The 11,994-nt window shown below is 42.4% G+C and carries 11 protein-coding genes; 6 read left to right on the top strand and 5 right to left on the bottom strand.

Annotated features, from left to right (window positions below; genetic code table 11):
- The 4 genes from BN93_RS09570 to BN93_RS09585 form a co-directional block, all read right to left on the bottom strand.
- Positions 1 to 1,319: TonB-dependent receptor (locus BN93_RS09570; protein ID WP_044260357.1), on the bottom strand; the 1,319-nt coding region annotated here is incomplete at its 3' end.
- A gap of 4 nt (positions 1,320 to 1,323) precedes the next feature.
- A complete protein-coding gene (locus BN93_RS09575; protein WP_009227819.1) occupies positions 1,324 to 1,959 on the bottom strand; it encodes a TetR/AcrR family transcriptional regulator in 636 nt (211 codons plus the stop codon).
- Between the two features lie 184 nt (positions 1,960 to 2,143).
- Positions 2,144 to 2,446 carry a helix-turn-helix domain-containing protein gene (locus tag BN93_RS09580; protein ID WP_004373330.1) on the bottom strand — a complete coding sequence of 101 codons (303 nt, stop codon included), beginning with the start codon at positions 2,444 to 2,446 and terminating at the stop codon, positions 2,144 to 2,146.
- On the bottom strand, positions 2,443 to 2,733 hold the full coding sequence (locus BN93_RS09585) for a helix-turn-helix domain-containing protein (protein ID WP_019188116.1): 291 nt from the start codon (positions 2,731 to 2,733) through the stop codon (positions 2,443 to 2,445). The genes BN93_RS09580 and BN93_RS09585 overlap by 4 nt, the downstream gene beginning before the upstream one ends.
- Positions 2,734 to 3,143: 410 nt before the next feature.
- Here BN93_RS09585 and BN93_RS09590 point away from each other — a divergent pair, with 410 nt between their 5' ends.
- The 5 genes from BN93_RS09590 (at position 3,144) to BN93_RS09610 (ending at position 8,025) form a co-directional block, all read left to right on the top strand.
- Positions 3,144 to 4,580, top strand: a complete 1,437-nt coding sequence (locus BN93_RS09590; protein WP_044260359.1) for a VapE domain-containing protein — start codon at positions 3,144 to 3,146, stop codon at positions 4,578 to 4,580.
- Positions 4,581 to 4,762: 182 nt separating this feature from the next.
- Positions 4,763 to 5,713, top strand: coding sequence for a toprim domain-containing protein (locus tag BN93_RS09595; protein WP_019188118.1), 951 nt, complete (start codon positions 4,763 to 4,765; stop codon positions 5,711 to 5,713).
- A gap of 4 nt (positions 5,714 to 5,717) precedes the next feature.
- Positions 5,718 to 6,179 carry a DUF3408 domain-containing protein gene (locus BN93_RS09600; RefSeq protein ID WP_019188119.1) on the top strand — a complete coding sequence of 154 codons (462 nt, stop codon included), beginning with the start codon at positions 5,718 to 5,720 and terminating at the stop codon, positions 6,177 to 6,179.
- 351 nt (positions 6,180 to 6,530) lie between these two features.
- Entirely contained in the window at positions 6,531 to 6,962 is a 432-nt protein-coding gene (locus BN93_RS09605) for a plasmid mobilization protein (RefSeq protein WP_019188120.1), read from the top strand.
- A complete protein-coding gene (locus BN93_RS09610) occupies positions 6,946 to 8,025 on the top strand; it encodes a relaxase/mobilization nuclease domain-containing protein (protein WP_019188121.1) in 1,080 nt (359 codons plus the stop codon). Before BN93_RS09605 ends, BN93_RS09610 begins: the two co-directional genes overlap by 17 nt.
- 557 nt (positions 8,026 to 8,582) lie before the next feature.
- On the opposite strand, the gene aspA is transcribed toward BN93_RS09610, so the two are convergent.
- Positions 8,583 to 9,995, bottom strand: a complete 1,413-nt coding sequence (gene aspA, locus BN93_RS09615) for an aspartate ammonia-lyase (protein ID WP_019188122.1) — start codon at positions 9,993 to 9,995, stop codon at positions 8,583 to 8,585.
- Between the two features lie 871 nt (positions 9,996 to 10,866).
- Here aspA and BN93_RS09620 point away from each other — a divergent pair.
- Positions 10,867 to 11,946, top strand: coding sequence for an efflux RND transporter periplasmic adaptor subunit (locus tag BN93_RS09620; RefSeq protein ID WP_004372869.1), 1,080 nt, complete (start codon positions 10,867 to 10,869; stop codon positions 11,944 to 11,946).
- The last annotated feature ends 48 nt before the right edge of the window (positions 11,947 to 11,994 follow it).

An 11,994-nucleotide genomic window follows, 5' to 3' on the forward strand; every position in this document is an offset into this window, starting at 1 on the left:
TTATTTATGTTGAATGTATGTTGTCCAAATGTATATTTTAAATTAAATTTGTTTCGTAATTCAAATTGCCGGTTATGGGATTCATTAAGAAGATTGTCTTCTGTTTCCCCCATTGCCTGAGTGATGGTTCCATCCCATTGTCTTCTTGTTGTTGTTGTGTCTATCAGGCTCGTTTGTATAATAGGAATAACAAGGGATGATTTCATTTCCAAACCTTTAAAGATGAAGTCGTCTTTTTCTATATGCAAAGTGGGCATTATATTAAAGCCTTTCATATAGGCATGCTGCGAATCAAAGTTAAGAGACTGTATACCTTTTTTATTTCTGTAGAAGGCGCATTCCAAATCCAGTTTATCGAAGTATAGCTTTCTAAAACCAATGCCGACATGATAGAAGTCTGCGTCATAATAGTCATTATTTCGTCTTACCTTTCTGTATTCTGAGACTGGCAGGTTTGTTTCGAATACTGGCCATGACATCGTGTAGTTGTTCTTGGATTTATTCTTAAAGAAAGCAACATTAAATAATATGCCTGACTTTGCAAAAAGCTTTTGAGCACTTGTAAGTGTCTTGGATGTTCCGAATGATGCCAATTCCTGCGTGAATCCTACTAAGTCGCATTCATCCTCCCGTGTCACAATATTGATGGCTCCTCCTAATCCGTCGCCTCCATATTCTGCAGGCACAATACCCTTGTACACCTCTATATATTTGATCACATCTATTGGAATATCGTTGATGTCGAAAGAACCGTCAGGACTGTTGAGTGGAAAACCATTAATATATACGGCGACACGCTTACCTTCTAAACCATGTACAGATATGCGCGACGCACTTCCCAATCCTCCTGTCTTTCTTACTTTGATGCCAGACGTGCGTGTAAGAATTTCTTCTATACCGCTTGAACGTCCCCGCAGCTTGGATCCGTCCACTACGGTTACAGCCATAGGACTTTGCCGAATGCGGTTTATTTCCGCCTGCTGGGAAGATCCCCTCACTACAACTTCGTTAAGGACGTTCGCTGATGATTCTAAGAAAAAGTCTTTTGTGATATTGCCGTTTAACACAATGACTTGCCTTACTCGTTTATATCCAACAAATGAAACCTCAACAATACATGTTCCATTTGAGGGAATGTCAATTTGATAATTGCCTGTTTTGTCAGAAACTGTTTTCTGTTTTGTATTTTTGATTGATATGTATGCCCCAGATATGGGAAGTCCTGTTTCTTTATCTATGATTTTCCCACGTAATATATTTTGGGCAGACAAAACTGTTGTACACAAACACAGTATCGTTACGATGAATAATCTGTTCATAATCTTATTGATTAATGAGTTCTCGCCATCCTGCTGTATTATAGCGTATATATTCAGACAAAACCTGTTTTGCCTCTTCTTTACGGATTTCTGGATTTGAGACAATCTCTCCGACGATTGTTACCCATGTAGAAGAGGAAATCCGAAAGAATAGTGACGAAACTTTTGTTTGTATTTGTGGATAGACTTTTTGCATTTGGTCAATATATTCTTTACTTATTGCAACTTGTTCTTCGATAAAATTTTCACGGAAAAATTCTACAGAAGTACCTTTTGATTCAAAAAGCAATAACTTTAATTCTTCTTTATACAAGAAAATTATTTTAAGCGTTTCTCTTAGCAAATCTTTTTGACTTTGTATAGAGAAACGAAGTTTGTCTATTTTGTTGGGTTCTATGCGATAGGAGGACAGCCTTCCATCCAAGACAGCAAGTAAAGGCCTAAGGACAGCATAAAAAATATCATCTTTTGTCTTAAAATAATTGTATATATTACCTAAGACAACTCCTGATTTTGCAGAAATTGTTCGCATCGAAGTTTTTCTAAAACCATTTTTAATAAATTCATTGCGGGCAGCTGTGACAATTCTGTTTCTTATATCTTCTTTTAATATTTTCATTACTATTTTATTAACGGACATCGTTCAATTTTGTTCATAAAAAAAGCGTACTGTTTAAAAACAGTACGCTCCTTTTATTGTTGCCTTTATGCGGCTGTGTGATATTTTTTATCATTAATTCAATTTTGGATACAAAGGTATGGGAAGAATTCTATACTGGCAATACTTATTAATAAGTATTTTTAATCGAATTATAATACTAAACTCATATGGACTTAAAATAGTAATTCTCCTCCAACATCCTTTCCAAGTCCGAAGCCTTATAGAGTATCTTTCCTGCAAACTGAGTGTAGGGTATAATCTTCCTGTCGCGGTAGTCCTGCAAGGTGCGGGGACTGATATAGAGCCGTTCGCACACATCCTTACCCGTGAGGAAAAGTTCGCCTGCAAAGAGTGGCTTGTGCGTCTGCGCTACTTCCACAATCCGTTTACCCACACCTCTCAAAGCCGAGACGACCAGCTGCATCTCATCCGTCTCCATGTTCAAATCTCTTGCTGTTTCCATCATATCTGCCTGTTTTTAGGTTTGTTCGACTTCGTAAGAAGCAATGCTTCCACATCCTCACGCTTGTAATAGCATTTGTGTCCGATTTGCGTAAACGGCAGCACACCCGTATCCCGATAATGCTGCAAGGTGCGCTTGCTGATGTTCAGCAGCCGGCACACATCACCGTTGTGCAGCCAGTCCGTGTGCTTGCTTTTTTCTCCGAATGCCTTGTGGCAACTCTCGGCAAGGCTCAAAATTTCATCTCGAAGCTTTGCCCAATTGGTTTCCGTAATGATGTAATAGTTCATAATTTTATATTGTTATTGTTTGTTGTTTCAGTTCTTTCCTGTTTCTGCTGGCAAAGGTAATGGCGTACGTGCGCCTCTCAAAGCCGTGGGGAACAGCAGGGAAGTATCGGGAACAATCGGGAAAAGAGCAATCCGTTTCATCGGTTCACATTTGCGTTTTCCTGCCCCGTCTTTTTTCTTTCATTGCAAAATTAATATCGGGCATTTCTTATTCCATCACTTTCCATTCACGTGGCAGCTTGTGGCGCTATAACAAGGGCAAAAGAGACAGATTTATACTTTTGCCACTATACAAATAAGGCTAATAAGACAATCAAAGCAAAAGAGTACATCTGAAAGCAGACAGTAACATCCGTATTTCTGCTAATCTATTTTTCCTGTCGTCCATTTTTTGCTTAATGAGGCTATAAATGCCCTTCTTGACAGCCTGTTCTCCTAAGAATTTTGCAGCGGACGAGCGCAATATTATGCAAGAAGGTTCTGAATGCTTGGAAATTACGCATTCTCACCCTAACTTCACTCTTGGAAACCAATTCAATGGAATAATGAAAAAGAACGCAGATGCAGGCAATATAGACAACAGAAGAAATCCTCATCACAGGGGTAGCTCATCCAAGAACGCAGAGATAGAAAACTACCTCTCTACACACTACGAGTTCAGATACAATACCGTGCTGAGCAGAACTGAATACCGAAGCAGGAACAGCGGCATATTTACAAAAGTCGGTCGCTATGAAATCAATACGCTTCGCAGGGAACTTGATTGCGATGAAGGCATAGCGACTTCTGCCGAGAACCTTTATTCCATCATCGAGAGCAGCTTCTCTCCCCGTATCAACCCTGTGCAAGAGTATTTCAAAGAGTTGCCCTTGATAGATATATGTGATAGCAGTAGCTGTGATGATGACGGTTGCAGGGATAGTAATGTATCTTCTTTTTCACCGAAAACAATTTTCGATTTGGCAAGCTGCGTTGTTGTCCGCAACAATGAAAAGTGGTTGCCGTACCTTACCAAGTGGCTTGTGGCGGTGGTCGCCAATGCGATGGACGACCGCGAGTGCCGTAACCACACCTGCCTTGTGTTGACAGGCGAGCAGGGCAAGTTCAAGACGACGTTTCTCGATTTGCTCTGTCCCCCAGCACTGCATGGTTACAGTTACACAGGAAAAATATATCCGCAGGAGAAAGACACACTCACTTATATCGGTCAGAACCTTATCGTAAATATAGACGACCAGCTCAAAGCCCTTAATAAGCGGGACGAGAACGAGCTGAAAAACCTCATCACCTGTCCGATGGTCAAATACCGTATGCCGTATGACAAGTACGTGGAGGAACATCCCCACTTGGCAAGCTTCGTGGCATCGGTGAACGGCAACGACTTTCTTACAGACCCGACAGGCAGCAGACGCTTCCTGCCCTTTGAAGTTCTTTCCATAGACATAGAGAAAGCCAAGCGTATTTCAATGGACAATGTCTATGCTGAAGCCAAAGCCCTGTTAAAGTCAGGTTTTCGCTATTGGTTTGATGATGATGAGATAGCCGAACTATACAGGGAGAGTGAAGACTTTCAAGTACAGACTGCAGAGATGGAACTTTTATTGCGTTGTTTTGAAAAGCCAACGGAGGATGAAAGTTATTCGTTAATGACTACTACGGAGATACTCACCTATCTGGGTATTTATACCCACCAGCCACTTGTTGCCAAGCGTATGGGCGAAGCCTTAAAGAAAGCAGGATACATAAAGGTGAGCAAACGAAGAAACGGTGGTAGCCCCATCTATGTCTACAAGATTAGGAAAATCTTGCCATGCCCGCTCCTTCAAACTTGTAGTAGCCAAATGTAGTAGAATGTGTAGTATTGTCTTATACTACAAAGTAATACTGATTATCAATCACTTATCACAAAATAGTATGTAGTAAGAAGAAAGATGAAAAAGTTTGGAGGGAAAAAACTTTGGAAACGGTAAAACCATAAAAACAGACAAACATAAATAATTATCATTCAACCCATTAAAGTATCAAAACAATGAAAGAAGAAGATTTATCAGCAATCAAGCGATATTCCATCATGGAATATCTCGAAAGGAAAGGTATCAAACCTGTCCGCAAAACACCGACCTATGCAATGTACCGTTCACCGCTCAGGGAGGAAACGCGTCCGAGTTTCAAAGTGGACACGGAAAAGAACCTTTGGATAGACTATGCCGAAGGCAGGGGTGGAAGTATCATAGACCTTTGTATGCGTTTGGAGGGCTACACGCTCTCGGAAGCCATCTGCCGTTTGGGACAGAACGCTCCCGATAATACAGCATACTGCTATCCAAAGACTGACCCCCGTATTAGTCTCAACCAGACTACTACAAGGCAAGCAGACGGAACAAGGAGACTGATAAGCATATCAGACACCTTGTCGCCGCACTTGCAGGAGTATCTCAAAAAGGAACGCTGCATTGATTTGGAAAAGGCAACAGCCTTTCTCAAATGTATCAGTTACGAGGTAAGAGGAAGAAGATATGAAGCCATCGCCTTTGCCAATTCTTCAGGTAGTTATGAACTTCGGGACAACAATACGTTCAAGGGAACAGTTGCCCCGAAAGACATCACCCCGATATTTGAGAACAAGGCGCAACCTGTCTACCTATTCGAGGGATTTATGGACTTTCTCTCTTTTCTTTCAATGAAAGGGGAAGTAACCAACCAATGCCTTGTGATGAATTCCGTGAGTAATGTTGTAAGAAGTATTCACTACCTGAACAAAAGAAATATAACCTCTGTTCGTGCTTTTCTTGATAATGACGATGTAGGGAGAAAAGCTGTGCAGGAATTTGTAAACGCAGGTTTTAAGGTAGAAGATATGGCAGTGTATTATAGAGACTTCAAAGACCTCAACGAGTATCACGTCAGCCGTATCCGTGAGCATGAGAAATCTCAAAATACAAGCAACAAAATAAAACAAGTCAAACTTAAAATAAGATAGAGTGATGAAAAAGGAAAGAAGAAATATGGAAGAAATAGATCGTTTCATAGGAAAAACTTTTGGTATGAGCCAAGCTGAAAATTCAAGTGAACAATCTGTCTCTGAATTCCAGGCAAAGGGAATGGAAAATATTCAAGAGCAAAAACAACAAGAAATAGAACATGCCATAGAGCATGCCACGCCATCCGAGTCTGTACTGCATACAGAGCATGCAACTATTCAACGACGCATCAGTGCCAAGATGAGAAAAGAGACACTCGACGCATACAAGCAGGCGTTCCTTGTTCCGACAAAGCTAAGTGAGAGAAAGGCGGTCTATCTGAGCAGGGAAACACAGGAACGTGCGGACTTCATTGTCCGAAGATTGGGAGATAAAGGAGCCAATGTCTCGAGCTTCATCGAAAACCTTGTGCGTATCCATTTGGAGGAATACGGTGAGGATATAGAAAAATGGAGGAAGCTGTAAACAACAGAAAAACGGTCAAGGACTATCGAGTAAAAGGATGTCCCTTTCACTCAAAATCCTCGACCGTTTTAGGGTAGTACTAACAATAGATTTTTACTGAACACATTGAACGGTGGGAATGCCACGAACACAGTTAATCTTCTGAATGCATAGCATTCATTTTTGGACGACAAAACGCTTTATGCGTAAACGGAACGTTAGCTGACATTGCAAGACGTCAGTTTGTACCCACAAACTGCGCTTGCTCCCCTCGTTCGGTTATCGGGGAGATTAGACCGTAATCACTCCGTTCTCATCGGTCAGCGTTCGGAAATTAAGCAAGATTGAAAACAAAGAAAAGAGGACTTTTATATGAACAGATATGATAGCAGAACTGCCAAGTGGCAGCAACGAGGTAAAGAAGAAGCGAGGATGAACAAGACGGAGTTCATCAAGGTAAGATGCACCTTAGAGGAAAAGCAGCGCATCAAGTCAAAGGCGGAAAGCACAAGACGGAAGTTCTCAGACTACTGCCGTGAGATATTACTTAATGGAGAGGTAACAACAGTTCCTAAGATGACCGAAAATGAGAGGGAAGCCATTTGTATTCTCCAGCATACGGGCAGGTTCTATGGGCAGATTTCCAACCTTATTAAAGTCAAGGATGAGAGATGGGTACATATCACACAGAACCTTTCGCTATGTGCCAAAGAAGCATTTAAGCGATTTTACGACCCGCATTTTCGTGTGGACGACGAAATATATAAGGTCTTAAATATGTCGAGAGATGATAGGAAAATGTAGGGCGATAGCACACGGCAGCACGGCTTTGGACTATATTTTCAGAGAGGGCAAACTCGGTAATCGGCTTGCCTTCCACAATCTTTGCAGCAGAGAACCGAAAGCAATCTATGAGGAAATGAAAGTGGTCAGCGATTATAACAGTCGTTGCAGAAACAAGTTCCTCCGCATTGAAATCGGTATAGCACCTCAGGATGAAAAGAAACTACCCGTATCTGAACTCATGCGGATAGCCCATCTGTTTGCCAAACAAATGGGACTTGACAACCACCAATGGGTAGCAGTAACGCATAAAGATACCGACAACAGGCATATCCATATCATTGCCAACCGCATCAGTCTGTACGGAGAGGTCTATGATACCACTTTTGTAAGCAACAGGGCAGCAAGAGTGGCGGAGGAAATAAGTCGCTCGAAAGGCTTGACCATTGCAAAGGAGGTCAGGGCGGAAAGGAAGCATCAGAAAGCAAAAGCCAATCCTACGAGAGAGCAAACAAAGAAAGAAGTACAGCAAATCTGTTATGCCTTGTTGGATAAATATAAAGGCGGTGGCATATCAGGGCATTCCATGTTTCTCTACGAATTGAATAAGAACAACATTATCATAGAGCGCATGAAGAACAAACAGGGAAAAGTCTATGGTTTGAAGTTCTCCTACAACGGGCAATGTTTCAAGGCTTCCGAAATCGGCAGGGAGTTCGGATACCACTCTTTGCGGAAAAACTTTGAGATAGCCAATAAGGCCGAAACAAAGGAGACGATAACAAAAGCTCACACATTGGCACACGAGACTGCAAAAGATAAAACTCACTCAGACACAGGCTATCAACTTGTTCCTCCCAGCCGTTCATACATACCGCCTACAAAAACAAACGAAAGTTCATCTATTGCACAAGCCGTAGGAAATGTAGCAAGCACCGCCTTGAATGCTGTCGAAGAAATGATTTTGGGAGCAGGTGGACTTATTAATTCACAGACACACGGTGATGATTATGCAGAGATGGCTTGGCAACGAAAACTCAGAAACCAAGCCAAGAAAAAGAAGAAAAGAGGAAGAGGTATATAACCATTCTCCTCATTTTTCAATCTTTCCAAACAACAGATGACGCAAAAGAGTGAAAATCTTATCAAAAACGCTTGTTATTCAAAGCAAATGATTATCTTTGCAAATAGAATAACAAGCGTTCTTTGTTGATGCAGAAACCTGCGGTTAATGGCACTTCGCTCGTTTCCAAATCGTTACCTGTTTAGTTTGTATAGCAAGGTAACTTCTTTATTTTCAATTAGATACATTTTAGAAATCATCTTGCGCGGTGATTTGCCCTATTTTACACCATGATATGACGCAGATTATTGTCTCCTTTCAAAAGAACAATGGGGTAAGCTCCGTAACCTATTGACTTTCTTTCATTTATTTCACAATAAAATTTCATGTATATTCAGAAAGAAAGTGGGTTCTTTGGGCTTAATTTTCCATTACTTTCATCGACCGACTAATTAAAACAGACACTTAGAATTGCATAACATAAGGAGATGATTTGGTTAAAGGGACGAGGCTATAAGCATAAAAAAGAGGCTGCAGGGATAATTCCTTGCAGCCTCTTTTCTTTTGAAGCAGATAATTTATTTAATGAACTTATGCGATGCAAGCATATTCTTTGGATCGAGGGCCTCGTCAAGTTCTTCTTTCGTTAGCAAGCCTTTTTCGAGTACAATGTCGTAAACGGAGCGGTTAGTCTCAAGGGCTTCCTTCGCAACCTTTGTGCTATTCTTGTATCCAATGTATGGATTGAGCGCGGTAACGATGCCGATTGAGTTCTTCACCATCTCGTAACAACGCTCCTTATTGACGGTGATTCCGAGTACACATTCCTCTGTAAGCGTGTCGATGGCATTGTGCAACCACCACAGACTTTCAAAGAGACACTCGGTGATAACAGGCTCCATGACGTTCAATTCAAGCTGACCTGCCTCGGCAGCAAAGGTGACCGTGACGTCGTTTCCGATGACTTTGAAGCACACTTGATTGGTAACTTCGGGGATAACGGGGTTCACTTTGCCCGGCATGATGGACGAACCGGGGGCCTTGGGTGGCAGGTTTATCTCGTTCAAACCGCAGCGCGGGCCTGATGCCATGAGTCGGAAGTCGTTGCAAATCTTGTAGAGTTTCACGGCCAAACGCTTCAAAGCGCCACTGTAACTGACGTAGGCTCCGGTGTCGGGTGTGGCTTCTACGAGGTCGGTTGCAGAGACAAAAGGCTCTCCGGTGAGCTTGCTCAGGTTGGCCGCACACAGCTTTGCGAAGCCCGGAACAGCGTTCAAGCCTGTCCCGATGGCTGTTCCGCCCATGTTGATTTCGTGCAACAGCTTGACATTACGCTCCAAATTGAGGACTTCCTCCTCTAAGTTATTGGCATAGGCATTGAACTCTTGGCCCGCAGTCATGGGCACTGCGTCCTGCAACTGCGTGCGTCCCATCTTCAAAACGTCCTTGAACTCTTCGCCTTTATAGCGCAAAGCGCTGATCAATCCCGTCAGACTTGACACGAGACTTTTGTTCATTCGAATGAGAGCAAGGCGGATGGAAGTGGGGTAAACATCGTTGGTACTCTGCCCACAGTTCACATGATCGTTGGGATAACAGTATTGATAGTCTCCCTTTTTGTGTCCCATTATCTCGAGAGCACGGTTGGCTATCACCTCATTGGCGTTCATATTGACCGACGTTCCGGCTCCTCCTTGCATCATATCGATGGGGAAGTTCTCGTGCATCTTACCGTCGATGATTTCCTGACAGGCCTGACTGATGGCGCCAGAAATCTCATCATTGATGACACCGAGGCTGTGATTGGTCTGCACGGCAGCCAGTTTTACGTAGGCAATGGCCACGATATAGTCGGGATAGTCACGCATCTTCTTGCGCGATATGTGGTAGTTGTTGATGCCACGCTGGGTCTGTACGCCGTAATAGGCATCGATTGGTACTTTGAGTTCGCCTAAAAGGTCGGACTCTACTCTGAATTTTTCTTCTGACATAGGTGTTGTTTTTGAAGTGTTTACTATGGAATGGAGTTATCTTTACTATCGAAAGGTGCTCCGATTCCGGTAAATAAATAAATTCTTTTGATTGCTAAGAAGTCGGCTCTTGCCGCAGTTTGTCACGCCTATCCTGCCCTTTCGCGAGGAAAAGTGAGGCATAGGGGCCGACAAGTTGATGGAGATGAAAGCCCCCATTATATATAAGGTATAGACGTTTTGCTTCGATTGACTCGTTACTCAGCACTGATGCACAGCACGATTCACGTTGAAAAGCGCCCTTTTCTGTCGTGAGAAGGGACGACACCGACAACGCATTCGGCAGAGAAATCAACTGAGATGATGCCATATAAGCAATGATAACATTTTATAGAAACAAACTTTTTGTCTCGTTCTTGAATACAAAGATAAATGAAAAATGTCATAACTTATTTACAAAATCCTGCATTGTTTTTGTAAAAAAGCAAACAAATCATCTCGTCTTTTCAAAGGATTTATAGAGAAGTTTCGGTTGTATGATGCACCGCATAGTGTTTTATTTCAGCATGCTGTAAGCCAAATGATAACCCACACTGCATTCAAAGGCAAAGACCATAAAGGAGGATTAAAAAATACAACAAGTGAGATGCGCTCATAATTCCTATGATTTTGTAGCGTAATCTGAGGCAAAACGCACGACGAAATGAGGCAGATTGCAAGATGATTAACCTCACTTTACATTATATGAAAATAGAGTTAAAGAAGCAATTAATTTCTATCTATTAAGTCTTTTTAATGATAGATTTACAGCAACCTGCTTAAAAAATCTATAAATTTGTATTTAATTCTTGAGTCATTAGTAAAAGATAATCGGATAACCCATTAGTTAGGTATGAAGAAAGAGATGCTGTTGATGGCTATCATCACGTTGATTGTAGTCACAGGATGCCGCAAAAACAAGGAAAACAGCGACCAAACGGTCTACGCAGTAACGTCTCCTTGGGTAACCAATACACAAGTTTCAAAGGACTATGTGGCCAATATTGAATCGCGAAAAAACATAGAAGTACGCGCGCAGCAGGAGGGAATCTTGCAGCAAGTCTATGTCACAGAAGGGCAACAAGTGCGAGCCGGTCAGCCGCTTTTCCGCATTTCGATTGTTGGAGCGCAACAGAATGTGGCGCGGGCAAAGGCAGAAGCCGAGCAAGCACGCATTGAACTGCAAAACACAACAACGCTAACGAGGGGGCAAATTGTTTCGCCCAACGCACAAAAGATGGCTAAAGCGAAGCTCAATGCAGCCTTGGCAGATTATAAATTGGCCCAGATTCAAGCACGATTATGCTTAATCAGCGCCCCATTTACAGGCGTTATAGGAAGTCTTCCGAAAAAGATTGGAAGCTTAGTGCAGGGAGGTGACTTGCTCACTACACTATCCGACAACTCGTCACTCAACGTATATTTCAATATCTCTGAACCCGAATATATAGACTATCAGCAACATTCGGCCGAACGAAATAAACTTCCTTTGACGCTGATTCTTGCCAATGGAAGCGCCTTTTCGGCTAAAGGCTACATCCAAAACATAGCTGGTGAGTTTGACAGTAGCTCTGGAAATATAGCTCTTCGTGCCCGCTTTGCCAATCCGAAAGGTTTGCTTCGCAATGGTGAAACAGGCACAGTGCGCATCAATATGCCTTTACACAACGTGTTGGTAATCCCACAACAGGCCACGTATGAAGAGGAAGACCGCCGTTATGTGTTTGTTGTTGATGGCGCAGGCTATGCACATTCACGCGAGATTAAAGTGGCATTTGAACAACCAGAGGTGTTTATTATCGCCGAAGGAGTAACTGCCAACGACAAGATTCTATTGAGTGGAGTGCAGAAAGTGCATGATGGTCAACACGTAAAGACGCGTTATTACACACCAAGTGAAGCCATGAAGCGTGTTCAACTGAATGCCGACTAAGGCTTTCAGGTGGCTTTTCATCACGCTTTACAACCGAAAAAAGTTCTC

This window comes from Prevotella conceptionensis 9403948, from assembly GCF_000312305.1.
GTDB classification, from domain to species: Bacteria; Bacteroidota; Bacteroidia; order Bacteroidales; family Bacteroidaceae; genus Prevotella; species Prevotella conceptionensis.

Excerpts from the sequence above, each read along its gene's own strand:
- BN93_RS09580 (WP_004373330.1), bottom strand. The coding sequence starts at position 2,446 with ATGATGGAAACAGCAAGAGATTTGAACATGGAGACGGATGAGATGCAG.
- aspA (WP_019188122.1), bottom strand. The coding sequence starts at position 9,995 with ATGTCAGAAGAAAAATTCAGAGTAGAGTCCGACCTTTTAGGCGAACTC.
- BN93_RS09595 (WP_019188118.1), top strand. The coding sequence starts at position 4,763 with ATGAAAGAAGAAGATTTATCAGCAATCAAGCGATATTCCATCATGGAA.
- BN93_RS09600 (WP_019188119.1), top strand. The coding sequence starts at position 5,718 with ATGAAAAAGGAAAGAAGAAATATGGAAGAAATAGATCGTTTCATAGGA.
- BN93_RS09610 (WP_019188121.1), top strand. The coding sequence starts at position 6,946 with ATGATAGGAAAATGTAGGGCGATAGCACACGGCAGCACGGCTTTGGAC.
- BN93_RS09620 (WP_004372869.1), top strand. The coding sequence starts at position 10,867 with ATGAAGAAAGAGATGCTGTTGATGGCTATCATCACGTTGATTGTAGTC.
- BN93_RS09585 (WP_019188116.1), bottom strand. The coding sequence starts at position 2,733 with ATGAACTATTACATCATTACGGAAACCAATTGGGCAAAGCTTCGAGAT.
- BN93_RS09605 (WP_019188120.1), top strand. The coding sequence starts at position 6,531 with ATGAACAGATATGATAGCAGAACTGCCAAGTGGCAGCAACGAGGTAAA.
- BN93_RS09590 (WP_044260359.1), top strand. The coding sequence starts at position 3,144 with ATGCCCTTCTTGACAGCCTGTTCTCCTAAGAATTTTGCAGCGGACGAG.
- BN93_RS09575 (WP_009227819.1), bottom strand. The coding sequence starts at position 1,959 with ATGTCCGTTAATAAAATAGTAATGAAAATATTAAAAGAAGATATAAGA.